Origin of the sequence: Janthinobacterium breve, from assembly GCF_051380895.1 — a bacterium.
GTDB lineage: Bacteria > Pseudomonadota > Gammaproteobacteria > Burkholderiales > Burkholderiaceae_D > Janthinobacterium.
The window spans coordinates 269,144-287,915 of sequence record NZ_JBNYXY010000011.1 but is presented as its reverse complement, the minus strand read 5'-3'; the positions used below and the strand labels follow the sequence as shown (position 1 = coordinate 287,915).

Below are 18,772 nucleotides of genomic sequence, written 5' to 3'. Positions count from 1 at the left end.
ATTTATGGAGCGCGGCGCATTTCCGCCACAAAATCATAGTGATCGCTGCGGCAATACGAATGCGTGAGCTCCACCGCCTCGCCCGACTCCAGGTAGGCGATGCGCGTGATGAACAGCACGGCCTGGCCATCGGGGATGCCCAGTTGCTTGGCCAGCACGTCCGTCGCATTCATGGCGCGGATGTGCTGCAAGGCGCGCACGGGGGCCTTCTTGATGCTGCTCAAGTATTCATACAGCGAATCGCCCATGGCGGCCGGGTCCGGCACCACGCTGAAGGGCAGCACGCTCACTTCATACGCCATCACCACGTCGTCGGCCAGGCGCAGGCGCTCCAGGCGCGCCACTTTCGTATTCTGCGCCAGGCCCAGGCTCAGCTGTTCATCGCTGCTGGCGATGACGACTTCGCGCTTGAGCCAGCGCGAGCCGGGGCGATAGCCGCGCTGCTGCAGCTGCTCGGAAAAGCTCGACAGGTTCGACAACGGCTGCTCGATGCGTGGGGCAATATAGTTGCCCGAACCACGGCGGCGCACCACGAGGCCTTGCTCGACGAGCTGGTCGATGGCCTTGCGGGCAGTCACGCGCGATACGTCAAGCAGTTCGGACAGGGTACGTTCAGAGGGCAGGGCCTGGTCTACCTGGTAGCGGCCGTTGCGTACGTCATCGCTCAGCTTGCGGGCGATCTGCATATATAAAGGCGAATTGTCATTTAAATCGACCTTGAGTTCTACGCTGGTCTGGCTCATACAGTTCTCCTTGTCCTCCTAGTGTAATAGCGATGGCGCTTGCGCGTAGCCCGTCCGCCCATGAATAAATGGAAAATAGCTATAAATAACGGTTATACACTTAAAAAAACAATGTTTTACCGTGGGTATAGCTTTTCATTATAGATAAATAAGCAATTTTCATTAGCGTAGCAAACCATCGCACCCTATGCTGGCATGGCCTCCATCCACCATGACACAGGGAAAGCATGATCAACAAAATGACGGGTTTGCTGGGCTTACTGCTGCTGGGCACGACCTGGACCGCAATGGCCGCCCCGCCCGGCAGCGGTACTGAACAGCTCGCGCAACACGACCAGCAGCGCACGCTCGATGCGGAGCTGTCGGCCATCGTCGATGATACGGCTCACCCGCTGGCCAGCCTGTCCGTGCTGGCCATTCGCCAGGGCAAGGTGTCGTATCAGCAACAATTTGGCTACCGGCACATCGGCGTTACGCCAGCAGACAGCTTGCCCGTGACGCCAGCCACCCTGTTCCGCATCGCCTCCGTATCGAAGATGATGACCACTGTGGGCCTGATGCGGCTGGTCGAGCAGGGCAAGCTGAGCCTGGATCAAGACGTGGGCATCTATCTGGGCTTTTCCCTGCGCAACCCGCATTTCCCTCAGCAAGCAGTGACCTTGCGCAGCTTGCTCAGCCACACTTCCTCGCTGCGCGACGCGGGCGGCTACGCCTGGGGCCCCGAGCGCAGCTTGCGCGACGTGTTTACGGCCGGTGGCGATGCGATGTGGGATGCGGCTGCGGCGCCCGGCAGTTACTTTACATATTCCAACCTCAACTGGGGCGTGATCGGCACCGTGATGGAAAAGGTCATGGGCGAGCGCTTCGACTTGCTGATGCGGCGTTTGCTGCTCGATCCCCTCGATGTGCGCGGCGGCTACCACCCGGCTGCATTCTCCAAGGAAGAGCTGGCGAATACGGCCACCTTGTACCGCAAGCGCACGCTGGACACGGAAATCTGGCAACCGCAAGGGCCGTGGATCGCCCAGGCCGATGATTTTTACAAGCACCCACCTGCCGGCCTGGCCAGCTATGTGATCGGCAGCAACGCCACCGTCTTCAGTCCCACGGGCGGCTTGCGCATCTCCGCCGCAGGACTGGGCACCGTCATGCAGATGCTGCTCGACGGTGGCCGCCATCAGGGCAAGCAGCTATTGCAGCCGGCCAGCATCGCCTTGATGTTTGCCCGGCAATGGCAACTGGCGCCCGATGGAGACAATGGCAACAGCGAACAGGGCCTGTACCGCGCCTGGGGCCTGGGCAACCAGCAATTCGATGCGCTGGCGGGGCAGGGCAATGGCCTGGTCGAGGGCGCCAGTTTTCATGCGGTCGGCCACCTGGGCGACGCGTATGGCCTCGTCTCCGCCTTCGTGCTCGATTTCAAGAACAAGAATGGCATGGTGATGCTGGTGGGCGGCACGGGCGGCGACCCCGCGCAATATCCGGGCACGTATTCCGCCATGGGGCGCAGCGAGGAATTGATACTCACCACCTTATACCGTGGTGCGATTGGCAAGCATGAATAATGTGCACTGAAACAGTGCATTCCTGAAAGTTATGGCTGCACCATGATGTTTCATTGGCTCCCTGAACGGCCAGCCTCTAAGCTCTTCCCGAATGCTCCCGCACCATGGGAGCGCAACGCAGCGAGGCAACATGCAGCAACAAGTCATCATCATCGGCGGCGGTGTCGTCGGTCTGACATCGGCCTGGTGGCTGGCCGAGGCCGGCTACAAGGTCACCTTACTCGAACGCAATGAACAGGTGGCGATTGCCGCCAGCTACCGCAATGGCGGCCAGCTCAGCTATCGCTACGTGGCGCCGCTGGCGGACGCGGGCGTTCCCTTCAAAGCCCTGCAATGGCTGCTGCAGAAAGATGGCCCGCTGCGCTTCCGTCCCGAAGCGGACTGGCGCCAATGGCGCTGGATGGCCAGTTTCTTGCGCAATTGCAACAGCGCCAGCAATGCCCGCACGACGGCCAAGCTGCTGCAATTGGGAGAATGGAGCCGCGCCGGCATGGCGCAGCTGGAATTGACGGTGCCGCCCGAAGCGTATGCCTGGCGCGATGCGGGCAAGCTCATCGTCTATCGTTCACCGGCCATCTTTCAGCGGGCCGTGGCCCGGCCCGAGTCGGAAGAGGCGCGCATCGTCTTGTCTCCCACAGAAGCGGTGCAGCGCGAACCGGCGCTGGCCGCCTTGCAGGGTGCCCTGGCGGGCGGCATCTTCACGCAAGGCGAAGCGGTAGCCGATTGCCACGCTTTTTGCCTGGCGCTGGAAGCGCGCCTGCTGCAGCACCCGAATTGTTCACTGATATTAAAAGGCGAGGCGCGCCGCCTCGTCACGCGCAATGGCAAGATCGCGGGCGTCGACACCAGCCTGGGCTTGCTGGAAGCGGACCACTACGTGCTGGCGGCCGGCATCCAGAGCCGCGACCTGGCCGCCACGGCGGGCATCTACCTGCCCCTGTACCCCTTGAAAGGCTACAGCCTGACGGCGCCCATCCGCGCGCAAGACCGCGCGCCCGAGATCAGCATCACGGATTTCGAACGCAAGGTGCTGTATGCGCGCATCGGTGGCGACTTGCGCGTGGCGGCCATGGTCGACATGGTGGGCGCCGACAACAGCATCGATTGGAACCGCATCGCGGGCCTGACGCGGCTGGCGCGCGAAGCCATGCCGCACGGCGCCGATTACGACCAGGCCACGGCCTGGGCCGGCCTGCGCCCCGCCACGCCGAACAGCGCGCCGCTGGTGGGCGCCAGCAAGTACGCCAATCTGTGGCTCAACGTGGGCCATGGCCCGCTGGGCTTTACCTTCGCCGCCGGCACGGCGCGCATCCTGGCCGACCTCATGGCCGGCAAGGCGCCGCCGTTTGCGCTGGACTTCCTCAGTCCGCGAAAATAAGCGGACCAGCGGCGGCGGCGACCGGCGCCGCCGTTATGGCGGATAATTGCGGGACTTTCCTGTTCCCTGTCTGCCAGCGCATGCCCACACCCTCGACATCTGCCGCCTGCCCCTGTGGCGGCGCCTCCTACACCAGTTGCTGCGGCCCGTATATCGCGGGCGATGCCTTGCCGCCCACGGCCGAAGCCCTGATGCGCTCGCGCTACACGGCGTTTACCTTGCGCGATGAAGCGTATCTGCGCGCTACCTGGCACGCCAGCACCCGCCCCGGCGACGCCTTATTTGCGGAAGAAGAAAAAGTCCACTGGCTGGGACTTCAGGTAAAATCTGCTTTACGTTTACGTCAACGTAAAGCAGAATCAGCAGATCAAGCCGAAGAGATACACCGCGACAGCGTGGAATTCGTAGCCCGCTACAAGGTCAACGGCCGCGCGCACCGCCTGCATGAAGTGAGCCGCTTCGTGCGCGAGGCGCAAGAGGGCGGTGGTGCCCTGCGCTGGTTTTATCTCGACGGCAGTTTTCCCAAATAGCGCGACCCGAGAGACCGGGCGATCATAAAAAGGAACCGCAATGCCGCACATCGAAAGCAAACTCAATCCGCGCAGTGAAGATTTCAAGGCCAATGCCGCGGCCATGCAAGCCATCGTCGACGATTTGCGCGACAAGGTCGAGAAAATCGCGGCCGGCGGCGGCGAAGCGGCAGCGGCCAAGCACCTGGCGCGTGGAAAACTGCTGCCGCGCGACCGCGTACAGATGCTGCTCGATCCCGGCACGCCCTTCCTCGAGTTTTCCCAGATGGCGGCCTACGCCATGTACCAGGACGCCAAGGGCGTCGATGCAGCGCCTAGCGCCGGCATCATCACCGGCATCGGCCGCGTCTCGGGCCAGGAATGCGTCATCGTCTGCAACGACGCCACCGTCAAGGGCGGCACGTATTACCCGATGACGGTCAAAAAGCACTTGCGCGCCCAGGAAATCGCCGACCAGAACAAGCTGCCCTGCATCTACCTGGTCGATTCGGGCGGCGCCAACCTGCCGAACCAGGACGACGTCTTCCCGGACCGCGACCATTTCGGCCGCATCTTCTATAACCAGGCGAATTTGTCGGCCAAGGGCATCCCGCAAATCGCCGTGGTGATGGGTTCTTGCACGGCGGGCGGCGCCTACGTGCCGGCCATGAGCGACGAATCGATCATCGTCAAGGAGCAGGGCACGATTTTCCTCGGCGGCCCGCCACTGGTGAAAGCGGCGACGGGCGAAGTGGTGACGGCCGAAGACCTGGGCGGCGGCGACGTGCATACGCGTTTGTCCGGCGTGGTCGACCATCTGGCGCAGAACGACTTGCACGCGCTGTCGCTGGCGCGCACCATCGTCTCGAACCTGAACCGCACCAAGCCGCAGCAGATGGCCTTGCGTGAATCCGTTGAGCCGACATACCCGACGCAGGAACTGTATGGCGTGATCCCCGTCGACACGCGCAAGCCCTTCGATGTGAGGGAAGTCATTGCGCGCATCGTCGACGGCAGCGATTTCGACGAGTTCAAGGCCCGCTACGGCACCACCCTGATCTGCGGCTTCGCGCATATCTATGGCGTCAAAGTGGGCATCATCGCCAATAACGGCATCTTGTTCTCCGAATCGGCCTTGAAAGGCACGCATTTCATCGAATTGTGCTGCCAGCGCAAGATCCCGCTCATCTTCCTGCAAAACATCACCGGCTTCATGGTGGGCCGCAAATACGAAAACGAGGGCATCGCCCGCAATGGCGCCAAGATGGTGACCGCCGTGGCCACGGCGGCCGTGCCGAAGTTCACGGTGATCATCGGCGGCAGCTTCGGCGCCGGCAATTACGGCATGTGCGGCCGCGCGTTTTCGCCCCGTTTCATGTGGATGTGGCCGAATGCGCGTATTTCCGTCATGGGCGGCGACCAGGCGGCTTCCGTGCTGGCCACCGTCAAGCGCGACGGCATCGAAGGCAAGGGCGGCGCATGGAGCGCGGACGAGGAAGCCGCCTTCAAGCAGCCGATCAAGGAACAATACGAACACCAGGGTCACCCGTATTACGCCACCGCGCGCCTTTGGGACGACGGCGTGATCGACCCGGCCGACACCCGCATGGTGCTGGGCCTGGGCCTGTCGGCCGCCTTGAACGCGGAAATCCCGGACACGAAGTTCGGCGTGTTTCGTATGTAACCGGCAATAAGGGAGAAAATAATGGAATTTGAAACCTTAAAGCTGGTCATCGAGGGCAATGTCGCCACCGTGACCCTGAACCGCCCCGACGTGCGCAACGCCTTCAACGAGACGACGATCGCCGAACTGGCGCGCGCCTTCGAGGGCCTGGGACGCAGCGAGATGGTGTGCGCCATCGTGCTGGCGGCGAACGGCGCGGCCTTTTGCGCCGGCGCGGACTTGAACTGGATGAAGAAGATGGCCGGCTACACGCATGCCGAAAACCAGGCCGACGCGCTGCAACTGGCGCAGATGCTGCGCACGATTTACCTGTGTCCCAAGCCCGTGGTGGCAAAGGTCCAGGGCGACTGTTATGCGGGCGGCATGGGCCTGGTCGCCGCATGCGATATCATTCTGGCTGCGGAAGACGTGCATTTCTGCCTGAGCGAAGTGCGGCTGGGACTGATCCCGGCCACTATTTCACCGTATGTCATCAAGGCCATGGGCGAAAACGCGGCACGCCGCTATTTCCTGACCGCCGAGCGATTCTCTGCACAGGAAGCGCTACGCATCGGCTTTGCCCACGAGGTAGTCGCAGCAAGCGCACTGGACGCGAAAACCGCCGAGGTGCTGAAAGCGTTGACGGGCAACAGCCCGCACGCCGTGGCGCAAGCGAAAACGCTGGTGCGCGAGATCGCCGGCCAGCCGGTCGACGACGCGCTGCTGGCGGACACGGCCGAGCGTATCGCGCAGATCCGCGCCTCGGAGCAGGGACGCGAAGGCGTGCAATCGTTCCTCGACAAGCGCAAGCCGAGTTGGCTCATGGGCTAGCAATATCATTGGAGCAGTTTTGAAAGCAGAAAAACAATCGGGCTGGGTCGAACGCAGTCTGCGCAGCGTGTGGCACCCTTGCACGCAAATGCAGCATCATGAGACGGTTCCGCTCATCCCCGTCAGCCACGGCCGCGGCGCCTGGCTGTATGACCACGAAGGCCGACGCTACCTGGACGCCATCAGCTCCTGGTGGGTGAACCTGTTCGGCCATGCCAATCCGCGCATCAATGCGGAACTGAAGGACCAGCTGGACCGGCTGGAACACGCCATGCTGGCCGGGTTCACGCATGAACCGGTGGTCGAACTGTCGGAAAAGCTGTCGGCATTGACCGGCGGCGTGCTCGGTCACAGCTTCTATGCCTCCGATGGCGCCTCGGCCGTGGAAATCGCCCTGAAAATGAGCTTTCACGCCTGGCGCAACAGCGGCAAAAGTGAAAAGCAGGAATTCGTCTGCCTGAAAGGCAGCTACCACGGCGAAACCATCGGCGCGCTGGCCGTCACGGACGTGGCCCTGTTCAAGGATGCCTACGGCCCTTTATTACGCGCGTCGCAGACGGTGATGTCGCCCGACTTCCGCCAGGCAGTCGAAGGCGAATCGGCGCAGGACGTGGCGCGCCGCGCCGCCGCCGACGTGGAACTTTTGTTCCAGAAGAAGGCCGACAAGATCGCCGCCATCATCATCGAGCCGCTGGTCCAGTGCGCCACCGGCATGGCCATGCACGACCCCTTGTACCTGTCGCTGGTGCGCGCCCTGTGCGACCGCTACCAGGTACACCTGATCCTCGATGAAATCGCCGTCGGCTGCGGCCGCACGGGCACCTTCTTCGCCTGCGAACAGGCCGGCATCTGGCCCGACTTCGTCTGCCTGTCGAAAGGCATCAGCGGCGGCTACCTGCCTTTATCGCTGGTGATGACGCGCGAAGACATCTACCAGGCGTTCTACAGTACCGACGTGCGGCGCGGCTTTTTGCATTCGCACTCGTACACGGGCAACCCGCTGGCCTGCCGCGCGGCGCTGGCGACCCTGTCGATTTTCGAGGAAGACGATGTGCTGGTGGCCAACCGGGAGCGCGCCGCCAGGATCACGCGCGCCCTGGCGCCGCTGGCCCAGCATGAAAAAGTCACACACTTCCGCCAGCAGGGCATGATCTGGGCCTTTGACGCCATCGATGCGGCGCCCGATTTTTCGCGCCGCTTCTTCAGCACGGCGCTGGAGCATGAACTGTTGATGCGCCCCATCGGTTCCACCGTCTACCTGATGCCGCCGTACATCCTCGACGACGCAGAAATCGCGGGCCTGGGCGAGCAGACGCTGGCCGTCTTCAACAAAGTGATCGGAGCCTGAGATGGAACTGATCGCGCGATTACAACAGCAGTTGCAGGGGCTGGAAGAGCGCAGCCAGATCCGCCGCCGCCGCACCGTCGACACGCCGTGCGCGCCGCGCCTGACGGTGGACGGGCGCGACATGCTGGCCTTTTGCAGCAATGACTACCTGGGCCTGGCGTCGCATCCGCGCATCGTGGACGCGCTGAAAGAGGGCGCCGACCTGTATGGCGCCGGCAGCGGCGCTTCGCACCTGATCAGCGGCCATAGCCGCGCCCACGCGCAGCTGGAAGAACGCCTGGCCGCTTTCGTGGGCGCCAACCTGGAACAGGCGCGCGCGCTGTATTTCTGCACCGGCTACATGGCTAATTTAGCGGTGCTGACCGCCCTGGCCGCCGGTGATGCCGAAGCCGAGATCTTCTCGGAAGCGCTGAACCATGCCTCGCTGATCGACGGCACGCGCCTGGCCCGCGTCAAGACGCGCGTGTATCCGCACGCGGATCTCACCGCGCTGGCGTCCCTGCTGGCGGCAAGCAAAGCACAAACGAAGATTGTCGTCACCGACAGCATCTTCAGCATGGATGGCGACCTGGCGCCGCTGCCCGCGCTGCTGGCCCTGTGCGAACAGCACGGCGCCTGGCTGGTGGTCGACGACGCGCACGGCTTCGGTGCGCTGGGCGAGAACGGCCGCGGCGCACTAGAACACTTCGGCCTGCAGTCGCCGCACCTGGTGTATGTGGGCACCTTGGGCAAATCGGCCGGCGTGGGCGGCGCCTTTGTTTGCGCGCATGAGGCAGTGATCGAAACCCTGATCCAGAAGGCGCGTCCGTACATCTTCACCACGGCGGCGGCGCCGGCGCTGGCGCATGCGCTCTTGGCCAGCCTGGACATCATCGCCGGTGACGAAGGAAAACAACGTCGGGTGCACCTGGCGACGCTGGTGGCGCAATGGAACGAGGGCTTGCAGCTGCAACGCTGGCAAGCATTGCCTTCATTGAGCGCCATCCAGCCCGTCATCATCGGCGAAAACGCGGAAATGATGGGCATCGCCGCCCAGCTGTACCAGCAGGGGTTGTGGGTCGGTGCGATCCGCCCGCCTACCGTACCTGCGGGGTCGGCGCGCCTGCGCGTGACCCTGTCGGCCGGCCACACGGCGCAGGAAGTGGCGCAATTGATCAACGCAGTCAACACCTTGGAAAGGACTCGCCATGAGCCTTGATGATCCTGTCCTGGTAGAAGTGACAGCAGTACCGGCCGTGCGGCCGGCACCCGCTGCCACCGGCCTGCCATCGCGCTTTGCCTGTTTCGTCACCGGTACCGACACGGAAATCGGCAAGACCCTGACCTCGTCGGCCCTGCTGCACGCGCTGGTCGCGCGCGGCGTGCGCGCCTGCGGCATGAAGCCCGTGGCCGCCGGCGCCGAACTGCGCGACGGCGAGCTGCATAATGAAGACGCCGACAGCCTGATCGCCGCCGGCAACGTCACCATGCTGCGCAGCCTGACCACGCCCTATATGCTGAAGGAGCCGGCCGCGCCGCACATCGCCGCCGCTCTCGAAGGCGTGTGCATCGAATCGGTGCCGATTCTGGCCGCCTACCTGGAAATCGCCGCCGCCTCGGACGCCGTCGTGGTCGAAGGCGTGGGCGGTTTCCGCGTGCCGCTGTCGGTCGGTTTCGACTCGGCCGACCTGGCGCAGCAGCTCGATTTGCCCGTGATCCTGGTGGTCGGCATGCGCCTCGGTTGCATCAGCCAGGCCTTGCTGACGTTGGAAGCCATCGAAGCGCGTGGCCTGACGGTGATCGGCTGGGTCGCCAACACCCTGGAAGTGGAGATGCGCTTCCTCGACGAGAATATCGATGCACTGATCGAGCGCATCCCGGCGCCGCTGCTGGGCAAGGTGCCGCGCCTGGCGCAGCCCGGCGCTGAAGCGGCGGCGGCGTATCTCGATTTCACCGGCTTGCCCAACTGGCCGGCGCAACATCCGCACAATTAAACCGAACAATTAAACGTATTCAAAAATAGAAACGAAGGAATCACATGTCTCACGTCCAAGAAGCAGCAAAAACCGTCGAACTGCACCGCCCTGCGGCGCGCATCACCGTGCCGGAAGCGGCCACCTGGCCCGTCGCCGATGTATTGGCCCTGTTCGACCTGCCTTTCAATGACCTGATGTTCAAGGCCCAGCAAACGCACCGCATCAACTTCCCCGATGGTGACGTGGAACTGGCGACCCTGTTGTCGATCAAGACAGGCGGCTGCGAGGAAGACTGCGGCTACTGCCCGCAGGCGGCCCGCTACGACACGGGCGTGGAAGCGAAAAAAATCCTCGACATCGACACAGTGCTCGACGCGGCCCGCCAGGCGAAAGCCAACGGCGCCACGCGCTTCTGCATGGGCGCCGCCTGGCGCAGCCCGAAAGAGCGCGACATGGAAAAAGTCGAAGAGATGGTAACCAAGGTCAAGGCTCTGGGCCTGGAAACATGCGCTACTTTGGGCATGCTGGAAGAAGGCCAGGCAGACCGCCTGAAAAACGCGGGCCTGGACTTCTACAACCATAACCTCGATACGGCACCCGAGTTCTACGACAACGTCATCTCCACGCGCGAATACCAGGATCGCCTCGATACCCTGGGCCGCGTACGCGAAGCCGGCTTGAAAGTGTGCTGTGGCGGCATAGTCGGCATGGGCGAGACGCGTCTGCAGCGCGCGGGCCTGATCGCCCAGCTGGCCAATTTGAATCCATACCCGGAATCGGTACCCGTCAACCACCTGGTGCAGGTGGAAGGCACGCCTTTGTATGGCCTGGAAGCGCTCGACCCGTTTGAATTCGTGCGCACGATTGCCGTGGCCCGCATCACCATGCCGAAGGCGCGCGTGCGTTTGTCGGCGGGCCGGCGCCAGATGGGCGAAGCCGTGCAAGCCATGTGCTTCCTGGCTGGCGCCAATTCCATCTTCTACGGCGATAAGCTGCTCACCACCGACAACCCGGAAGCGGAAGACGACCGCACCCTGCTGAACAAGCTGGGGCTGCAGACGCGCGGCGCCATGCTGGACTCGGTACAGAAAGAGAAGTGCGGCTGCTGATGCAACAATAGCCGCAGCTTACACAAAAGAAGGCTGGGGTCTGACCCGTCGGGTCAGGCCCCCAAAAAAAACTTCCAGCCACGAGCTGCAAAGAGAGAGACCATGTTCACTAAAATCCTGATCGCCAACCGCGGCGAAATCGCTTGCCGTGTCGCCGCTACCGCGCGCCGCATGGGCATCCAGACCGTCGCCGTGTATTCGGAAGCGGACGCCAACGCCAAGCACGTTGCCGTGTGCGACGAAGCCGTCTTGATCGGCCCCGCGCCGGCCAAGGAAAGCTATCTGTGCGGCGACAAGATCATCGCCGTGGCGCTGGCGACAGGTGCGCAGGCGATCCACCCCGGCTATGGCTTCCTGTCCGAGAACGCCGATTTCGCCGACGCCTGCCAGGCAGCAGGCCTGGTCTTCATCGGCCCGCCGGCATCCGCCATGCGCGCCATGGGTTCCAAGTCGGCAGCCAAGTCGCTGATGGAAAAAGCCAACGTGCCGCTGGTACCCGGCTACCACGGCGAAGAGCAGGATGCGGACTTTTTGCACACGCAAGCCGACAAGATCGGCTACCCCGTCCTGCTGAAGGCCTCGGCCGGCGGCGGCGGCAAGGGCATGCGCGTTATCGACAACAGCGCCGACTTCAAGGCCGCGCTGGCCTCGTGCAAGCGCGAAGCGATCAGCTCTTTCGGCGACGACAAGGTGCTGGCCGAAAAATACCTGTCGCGTCCGCGGCATATCGAAATCCAGGTGTTTGCCGACACGCTCGGCAACTGCATCTACCTTTTCGAGCGCGATTGCTCGGTGCAGCGCCGTCACCAGAAGGTGCTGGAAGAAGCGCCGGCGCCGGGCATGCCAGCCGAACGCCGTGCCGCCATGGGCGAGGCGGCCGTCGCCGCCGCCAAGGCCGTCGGCTATGTAGGTGCGGGCACGGTGGAATTCATCGCCAACCAGGATGGCTCGTTCTACTTCATGGAGATGAACACGCGTCTGCAGGTGGAGCATCCGGTGACGGAAATGATCACCGGCACCGACCTGGTGGAGTGGCAGTTGCGCGTCGCCTTTGGCGAGCCGCTGCCGAAAAAACAGAGCGAATTGACGATCCATGGCCACGCCATCGAAGCGCGCATCTATGCGGAAAATCCGGAAAAGGGTTTCCTGCCGTCGATTGGCACGTTGCGCCACATGCAGTCGCCTTCCGCCGTGACGTTCGAGCTGGGTGGCACGGTGGTTCCGGCATCCGTGCGCATCGATTCGGGCGTGCGCGAAGGCGATGCGATTTCGCCATTCTACGACCCGATGATCGCCAAGCTGATCGTCTGGGGCGCGGACCGCCGCGAAGCGCTGGCGCGCATGGCGCAGGCGCTGGCCGAGTACCAGATCGTGGGCCTGGCCAGCAATATCGCCTTTTTGAAACGCTTGGTCGAAGGCCAGGCGTTTTCCAGCGCCGACCTCGATACGGGTTTGATCGAGCGCAATCACGACACGCTGTTCCCCGCCCTGCAGGCGGCGCCCGACACGGCCCTGGCGCTGGCGTCCGTCGCATTGCTGCTGGAAGAGAAAAAGGCCGCCGAGGCGCAATCGGCCAATCGCGCCGACCCGTGGGGCAATGCCCTGGGCTGGCGCTTGAACAGCACCCTGGGACGCAGCCTGTCGTTCACCGATGAATTCGCGCTGGCCGGCGACAGCAAGGCCTATGCCGCGCGCATCGCCTACAAGTCGGATGGATGGCTGTTCAACGGCCAGCCCCTGACCTTGACGGCGCGCAAAGGCAACGAGCTGCACATCAAGCTCGGCGAGCGTGCCGTGCACGGCACGGTGCTGCGCGATGGCGAGAAGTTCCACGTGTTCACCCATGGCTTGCACACCACCTTGCATTACAGCGACCCGATGGCGCATGCGGGCGAAGTGGAAGCGGAAGGCGGGCGCCTGACGGCGCCGATGCCGGGCAAGGTCGTCGCCGTGCTGGTGAACAAGGGCCAGGATGTCAAGAAAGGCGAGCCCCTGGTCATCATGGAAGCGATGAAGATGGAGCACACCATCGCCGCGCCGCACGACGGCCTGGTGGAAGACGTGCTGTACGCGGTCGGCGACCAGGTGGCCGATGGCGCGCCGCTGCTGGCCTTCAAGGCCGCCGCATAGAGGCTGCCACGATGCGCATCCTTTTACAGCGTTCGGACGGCAAGGAAGCGGCGTGGATCGCCGATTTCAAGGACTTGCTGCCCGAAGCGGAGATTGCCTTCTGGCGCGAAGGCGACACCTTCGCGCCATGCGACTACGCCGTCGTGTGGCAGCCGCCAGCGGCCATGCTGCCGGCATTGCGAGAAGTCAAAGCGATCTTCAACACGGGCGCGGGCGTCGACGCGCTCTTGAAATTTGGCGAGGCGCTGCCCGTCCACGTGCCGCTGGTGCGCCTGGACGACGCGGGCATGGGCGTGCAGATGGCCGAATATGTGAGCCACGCCGTGCTGCGCCACTTCCGCCGTTTCGACGAATACGAGGCGCAAGGCCGCGCCGGCATCTGGCAGCCGCTGCCCGCGTTCAACAAGGTGGATTTCCCCGTCGGCGTGCTGGGCATGGGCGTGCTGGGAGCCCGCGTGCTGCAAGTGCTGGCGCAGTTCGAATTTCCCTTGCGCGGCTGGAGCCGCAGCCAGAAACACCTCGATGGCGTGCAGTGCTTTGCCGGCGAGGAAGGTCTTGAGGAATTTTTGCGCGGCACGCGCGTGCTGGTGTGCATGCTGCCGCTCACGCCGGAGACGCACAACCTGCTCGACCGCACGCGCCTGTCGATGCTGTTACCGGGCGCGTACGTCATCAACGTGGCGCGCGGCGCGCATCTCGCCGAACCGGATTTGCTGACCCTGATCCGCTCCGGGCATATCGCCGGGGCGACACTCGACGTATTCCGCAACGAGCCGCTGCCGCAGCAGCACCCGTTCTGGCAAGAACCGCGCATCACCATCACGCCGCATATTTCGGCCACCACCCTGCGCCGCGAAAGCGTGGCGCAAATCGCCGCCAAGATGCGCCGCCTGCACGCCGGAGACTCTGTCGCCGGCATCGTCAACCGTTTGCAAGGATATTGAAATGAACGCTCAAGCTAGTTTGCCCAAGCAAGTGAAGATCGTCGAAGTGGGTCCGCGCGACGGCCTGCAAAACGAAAAGGAAACCATCAGCGCCGCCGTCAAGATCGAACTGGTCGACCGGCTGACGCAGGCGGGCTTCGCCAATATCGAGGCGGCGTCCTTCGTCTCGCCGAAATGGGTGCCGCAAATGGCCACCAGCGCGGAAGTGATGGAAAAAATCGCGCGCCGCGCCGGCACCCTGTATTCGGCGCTGACGCCAAACATGCAGGGTTTCGATGCCGCGCTGGCGGCGAAGGCCGATGAAGTGGTGATTTTCGGCTCCGCCTCCGAGGCGTTCTCGCAAAAGAACATCAACTGCTCCATCGCCGAATCGATCGCCCGCTTCGAAGGCGTGGCCAAGGCGGCCAAGGAACACGGCCTGCGCCTGCGCGGCAGCATCAGCTGCGCCTTCGGCTGTCCCTACCAGGGCGACGTGCCGCTGGACGCCGTGGCGGACGTAGTGGGCCGCATGCGCGACCTGGGCTGCGACGAGATCGACATCGCCGACACCATCGGCGTGGCCACGCCGCGCAAAACGCAGGCGGTGATGCAGCGCGCCATCGCAGCTTTCCACGTGGGCGGCCTGTCCGGCCACTTCCACGACACCTATGGACAGGCACTGGCAAATATTTACGCCAGCCTGGAAACGGGTATCGCGATCTATCACTCGTCCGTGTCCGGCCTGGGCGGCTGCCCCTACGCCAAGGGTGCCACCGGCAACGTGGCCACCGAGGACGTGCTGTACATGATGCAAGGGTTGGGCATCGCCACCGGCATCGACCTGGACCTGGTGGTCGATGCGGGCCAGTTCATCTCGCAGCAGTTGGGGCGCAAGGGATTTAGCCGCGCCGGCAATGCCATCGCGGCGAAACGCCTGGGGTAAATGAAAAGGGGCCGATGGCCCCTTTTTGCTGCAGGCGCTACAGACGAAAAAAAACCCAAGAGCCGAAACTCTTGGGTTTTTTTCTACAAATTTGGTCGGAGTACAAGGATTCGAACCTTGGACCCCCTGGTCCCAAACCAGGTGCGCTACCGGGCTGCGCCACACTCCGAAGACCAAGATAATACAGGCCGTATCGACTTCGGTCAAGGGTCAGGTGAAACTCTGTGTAAATTATTTACGCGCGGCACTGCAACCCCTGTATTTTTCAGCATGCATGAAATATGCGACACTTACTACGCAAGTTTTCCCGATCAGACATGAAGGCGACGACGGCAATGGATTTCAGTATTGAAAGAAACGGCGGAAGCGACGGTGGCCGGCCCTTGCCGAAGGGCCGCGGCATCGTGCTGGGCGTCGGCGTATCCTTGCTGCTGCATGGCGCCTTGATCTATCTGTGGCGCCATGTGCAGCCGACCGCACGGATAGACACGGCCCCGCGCGTGGAATCGATCGCCGTATGGATACGTCCGCTGGCCGCCAAGCCGCCCCCGCCACCTGTCGAAGTCGTCAAGCCGAAGCGCGAACCCAAACCCATCAGCAAGCCGAGACTCGCCACTGCCCGGGAAACGCCGGCGACCGCCACCGCACCAGCATCCAGCTCGCAAGCCATCACGGTCGTGCCCGCCTCACCAGCCACGCCGGCGGCCAGTTCCGATACCTTCACGCAGGAGACGCCAAAGTTCGATATGGAAGCGGCCAGGAAGACGGCGCGCAAGGTGGCGGGCGAGCGCGATCCGTCCAAGGTGGGCACGGCCGTGGGACAAATCCCCGACAAGCCGCTGCAAACGGAAACCCAGCTGGCACGCGATATCGCGCAAGGCAAGCGCGGCGATTGCCGCAGCGCCTATTCAGGGGCAGGCTTGCTGGCGCCCGTGCTGATGTTGCTGGACAAGAAGGACAGCGGCTGCAAATGGTAATAATTTAACAATAGCCCCAGTTGGGCATGTGGATAGTTATTCCTGCCCCTTCAACTGCAACGCCCGCTCATACAGGGCATTTTTCTTGCGGCCCGTGATTTGCGCCGTCAGATTCGCCGCCTGCTTGACGCTGCATTCGGCCAATAGAATGTTCAGGATGCGTTCCGCTTCCACGTCTTCCGCGTCCTGCGCCTCCGTGGCGCCTTCCAGCAGCACGACAAATTCTCCCTTTTCGCGGTGCGCGTCGGCACGTATCCAGCTTTCCGCTTCGGACAGGGGGCAGCGGTGGATTTCCTCGAACATTTTCGTCAGTTCGCGCGCAAACACCACCTGGCGCGTGGGCTCGAACGCTTCCAACAGGGCCGTGGCGCAATCGAGGATGCGGTGCGGCGCTTCATAAAAGACCATGGTGGCCGTCACGCCGCGCAGGCTGTGCAGCATGTTTTCGCGCTGCTTGGCCTTGGCCGGCAGGAAGCCGACGAAGTAAAACTGGTCATTCAATAGCCCGCTGGCGGAAATGGCGGTAATCGCCGCCGATGGGCCGGGCAAAGGCAGCACGCGCAAGCCGGCCGCGCGCACGGCGTCGACGATGCGCGCGCCCGGGTCGGAGACGGCGGGCGTGCCCGCATCCGAAACGAGGGCGATGCGCTCGCCGGCGTGCAGGCGGGCAATCAGGGTTTGCGCCACTTCGCGCTCATTATGTTGATGCGCAGCAATCAATGGCTTGTTCAGGCCAAAGCGCGTCAGCAGGTGCGCCGTGTTGCGCGTATCTTCACAGGCGACGGCGTCGGCAAGGCTCAGCAAATGCAGCGCGCGCAGGCTGATATCGGTCACATTGCCGATCGGCGTGGCCACTATATACAATGTTGCGATAGGATAGACCTGGTGCGCCGCCTCTGTCATGATGGGCAGGCTGGCAATGGAACTGATTTCTTGTACGGTCATTTTGGAGGTTAAATGCTTGCTAATAGTGTGAAGTTACTGCTTGTTTGTGCCGCGACCGGCATGCTGAGCGCTTGCAGCACGCCTTGCGACGCGCCCGGGCAATTGTGCGCGCCTATTGAATCTAACACAAGGGCGCTGCCGCCACCGAAGCCACTGCCACCACCCGTGCCGCCCAAGCCGCAACCGCCCGAACCGGTGACGTTTGCCGTGGCCGTGCCCGATATTACCGCGTATGACGGCAATGGTGCCCCGCTGGCGCCCATCACCACCAAGCCGGCGACCGGCACGCTGCTCGACATGCCGGCGGCCACGGCGCCGGCGCCCGCCGATGGCAAGGTCCACCACATCGGCCTGCTGCTGCCGCTGCGCTCGGCTTCCCTGGGCCCGGCCGCCGAATTGCTGCGCGCCGGCTTCATGGCCGCGTATGAGCGCGACCGCAGCGGCTTTGAAGTGACGGTGATCGACACGGGCGATGGCAGCAGCGACGTCCTGAACAAGTTTGCGCAAGCGCAAGAGGAACAGGACGTCGTCGTCGGTCCTTTGTCGCGCTCGGCCGTCACGGCCGTGGCAAATAGCGATCTGGTACGCAAGCCGACGATCGCCCTGAACCACCCGGACAACCGCGGCGAGGCGCGCCTGCCAGCCAAGCTGCTGGTGATGGGACTGTCGATCGAGGCGGAAGCACGCCAGGTCGCCGCCTGGGCCGCCAGCGAACAGCCTGGCGCCAGCGCGCTGATCCTGTCGGCCGGTTCACCCTCGCAGCGCCGCATCAGCGCCGCCTTCAAGCAGGAATGGCTGCGCCAGGGCGGCAAGATCGAGACGATGGACTTGACGGCCACGAATGGCTACCTGAGCGATGCCGAGCTGGTGCAGCTGCGCGCGCGCCTGGCCGCGACGCCGCCGGGCCTGCTGTTTGCCGCGCTCGACGCCGACCAGGCGCGCCAGCTGCGCGTGGCCATCGGCAGCGATCTGCCCCTGTATGGCACGTCGTCATTGAATCCCGGCGCCGGGCGCGGCGCCAGCGGCCCTGAGCTCGACGGCGCGCGCCTGCTGGACCTGCCTTGGCAAGTGCAGCGCGACCACCCGCAAGTGATGGTGTATCCCCAGCCGCCGCAGCCAGGCGACGTCCGCCTGACGGCGGATATGCAACGCCTGTACGCGCTGGGCATCGATGCCTTCCGCGTGGCGCGCGAAGTGGCGCTGCGCCCGAACGCGCCGTTCACGCTCGATGGCGTGACGGGCCGCCTGGCCGTGCGCTTCGAGAATGATCAAAGCGTATTCGAACGCACGGAACAGGCCGCCAGCTACCAGCAAGGCGTGCTGGGCACCTGGCCACCGGCCGCGGCAGCAACGCCAGCCGCCTTGCCGCAGGCCCAATAAGGACACGCCATGCCGCCCCTGCCTTTCCAGAATAAGCAGGCACGGGGGCGGCAGGGGGAAGACGATGCGCTCGCGTATCTGTTGCTGCAAGGCTTGGTGCTGTTGCAACGCAACTATCTGTGCAAGGGCGGCGAGCTGGACCTGATCATGCGCGATGGCGCGTCGGTCGTCTTCGTGGAAGTGCGGCTACGCAGCAGTGCAGCCTTCGGCGGCGCCCTGGCCAGCATCACGCCAGCCAAACAGCGGCGCATGGCGGTGGCTGCGCAAACCTGGCTGCTGGCACAAAAAACCGTGCCGCCCTGCCGCTTCGACGCACTCGCCATCGATGGCGGGCGCATCAGCTGGCTGAAGAACATCCTCGATATGTAAGCAT

Annotated in this window: 17 protein-coding genes and 1 tRNA gene; 15 read left to right on the top strand and 3 right to left on the bottom strand. The window is 63.7% G+C overall.

Annotated features, from left to right (window positions below):
* Nucleotides 1-2 precede the first annotated feature (2 nt).
* Nucleotides 3-743 carry a GntR family transcriptional regulator gene (locus tag ACQ4W0_RS23440; protein WP_096232721.1) on the bottom strand — a complete coding sequence of 247 codons (741 nt, stop codon included), beginning with the start codon at nucleotides 741-743 and terminating at the stop codon, nucleotides 3-5.
* Between the two features lie 227 nt (nucleotides 744-970).
* On the opposite strand from ACQ4W0_RS23440, the gene ACQ4W0_RS23435 reads away from it, so the two are divergent.
* The 12 genes from ACQ4W0_RS23435 (at nucleotide 971) to ACQ4W0_RS23380 (ending at nucleotide 15,097) form a co-directional block, all read left to right on the top strand.
* Entirely contained in the window at nucleotides 971-2,308 is a 1,338-nt protein-coding gene (locus ACQ4W0_RS23435; RefSeq protein WP_436578930.1) for a serine hydrolase domain-containing protein, read from the top strand.
* Between the two features lie 91 nt (nucleotides 2,309-2,399).
* Nucleotides 2,400-3,686: a D-amino acid dehydrogenase gene (locus tag ACQ4W0_RS23430; protein WP_436578929.1), complete on the top strand. Its 1,287-nt coding sequence runs from the start codon at nucleotides 2,400-2,402 to the stop codon at nucleotides 3,684-3,686.
* Between the two features lie 80 nt (nucleotides 3,687-3,766).
* On the top strand, nucleotides 3,767-4,216 hold the full coding sequence (locus ACQ4W0_RS23425) for a YchJ family protein (protein WP_436578928.1): 450 nt from the start codon (nucleotides 3,767-3,769) through the stop codon (nucleotides 4,214-4,216).
* Between the two features lie 40 nt (nucleotides 4,217-4,256).
* Complete coding sequence (locus tag ACQ4W0_RS23420) at nucleotides 4,257-5,879, top strand: carboxyl transferase domain-containing protein (RefSeq protein ID WP_436578927.1); 1,623 nt, start codon at nucleotides 4,257-4,259, stop codon at nucleotides 5,877-5,879.
* Between the two features lie 21 nt (nucleotides 5,880-5,900).
* Nucleotides 5,901-6,689 carry an enoyl-CoA hydratase/isomerase family protein gene (locus ACQ4W0_RS23415; protein WP_436578926.1) on the top strand — a complete coding sequence of 263 codons (789 nt, stop codon included), beginning with the start codon at nucleotides 5,901-5,903 and terminating at the stop codon, nucleotides 6,687-6,689.
* Between the two features lie 19 nt (nucleotides 6,690-6,708).
* Complete coding sequence (gene bioA / locus ACQ4W0_RS23410; protein WP_436578925.1) at nucleotides 6,709-8,037, top strand: adenosylmethionine--8-amino-7-oxononanoate transaminase; 1,329 nt, start codon at nucleotides 6,709-6,711, stop codon at nucleotides 8,035-8,037.
* 1 nt (nucleotide 8,038) lies between these two features.
* Nucleotides 8,039-9,235: an 8-amino-7-oxononanoate synthase gene (gene bioF / locus ACQ4W0_RS23405; RefSeq protein WP_436578924.1), complete on the top strand. Its 1,197-nt coding sequence runs from the start codon at nucleotides 8,039-8,041 to the stop codon at nucleotides 9,233-9,235.
* Nucleotides 9,225-10,010, top strand: coding sequence for a dethiobiotin synthase (gene bioD, locus ACQ4W0_RS23400; protein ID WP_436578923.1), 786 nt, complete (start codon nucleotides 9,225-9,227; stop codon nucleotides 10,008-10,010). The genes bioF and bioD overlap by 11 nt, the downstream gene beginning before the upstream one ends.
* A 44-nt stretch (nucleotides 10,011-10,054) precedes the next feature.
* Entirely contained in the window at nucleotides 10,055-11,101 is a 1,047-nt protein-coding gene (bioB, locus tag ACQ4W0_RS23395; protein WP_436578922.1) for a biotin synthase BioB, read from the top strand.
* A 102-nt stretch (nucleotides 11,102-11,203) separates the two neighbouring features.
* Nucleotides 11,204-13,231 carry an acetyl/propionyl/methylcrotonyl-CoA carboxylase subunit alpha gene (locus ACQ4W0_RS23390; protein WP_436578921.1) on the top strand — a complete coding sequence of 676 codons (2,028 nt, stop codon included), beginning with the start codon at nucleotides 11,204-11,206 and terminating at the stop codon, nucleotides 13,229-13,231.
* An 11-nt stretch (nucleotides 13,232-13,242) separates the two neighbouring features.
* The gene (locus ACQ4W0_RS23385; RefSeq protein ID WP_436578920.1) at nucleotides 13,243-14,175 is read left to right on the top strand and encodes a 2-hydroxyacid dehydrogenase; all 933 of its coding nucleotides are present in this window, start codon (nucleotides 13,243-13,245) and stop codon (nucleotides 14,173-14,175) included.
* 1 nt (nucleotide 14,176) lies between these two features.
* Complete coding sequence (locus ACQ4W0_RS23380; RefSeq protein WP_436578919.1) at nucleotides 14,177-15,097, top strand: hydroxymethylglutaryl-CoA lyase; 921 nt, start codon at nucleotides 14,177-14,179, stop codon at nucleotides 15,095-15,097.
* Nucleotides 15,098-15,189: 92 nt separating this feature from the next.
* Here the strand turns inward: ACQ4W0_RS23380 and ACQ4W0_RS23375 are convergent.
* Nucleotides 15,190-15,266 (bottom strand) — tRNA-Pro (locus ACQ4W0_RS23375).
* 166 nt (nucleotides 15,267-15,432) lie between these two features.
* Here ACQ4W0_RS23375 and ACQ4W0_RS23370 point away from each other — a divergent pair.
* The gene (locus ACQ4W0_RS23370; protein ID WP_436578918.1) at nucleotides 15,433-16,074 is read left to right on the top strand and encodes a hypothetical protein; all 642 of its coding nucleotides are present in this window, start codon (nucleotides 15,433-15,435) and stop codon (nucleotides 16,072-16,074) included.
* A 36-nt stretch (nucleotides 16,075-16,110) separates the two neighbouring features.
* Here the strand turns inward: ACQ4W0_RS23370 and rsmI are convergent, their stop codons facing one another.
* On the bottom strand, nucleotides 16,111-17,019 hold the full coding sequence (rsmI, locus tag ACQ4W0_RS23365; protein WP_436578917.1) for a 16S rRNA (cytidine(1402)-2'-O)-methyltransferase: 909 nt from the start codon (nucleotides 17,017-17,019) through the stop codon (nucleotides 16,111-16,113).
* 165 nt (nucleotides 17,020-17,184) lie between these two features.
* On the opposite strand from rsmI, the gene ACQ4W0_RS23360 reads away from it, so the two are divergent.
* Both ACQ4W0_RS23360 and ACQ4W0_RS23355 read left to right on the top strand, forming a co-directional pair.
* Nucleotides 17,185-18,399, top strand: a complete 1,215-nt coding sequence (locus ACQ4W0_RS23360) for a penicillin-binding protein activator (RefSeq protein ID WP_436578916.1) — start codon at nucleotides 17,185-17,187, stop codon at nucleotides 18,397-18,399.
* Nucleotides 18,400-18,408: 9 nt separating this feature from the next.
* On the top strand, nucleotides 18,409-18,768 hold the full coding sequence (locus tag ACQ4W0_RS23355; RefSeq protein WP_436578915.1) for a YraN family protein: 360 nt from the start codon (nucleotides 18,409-18,411) through the stop codon (nucleotides 18,766-18,768).
* Nucleotides 18,769-18,772 lie beyond the last annotated feature (4 nt).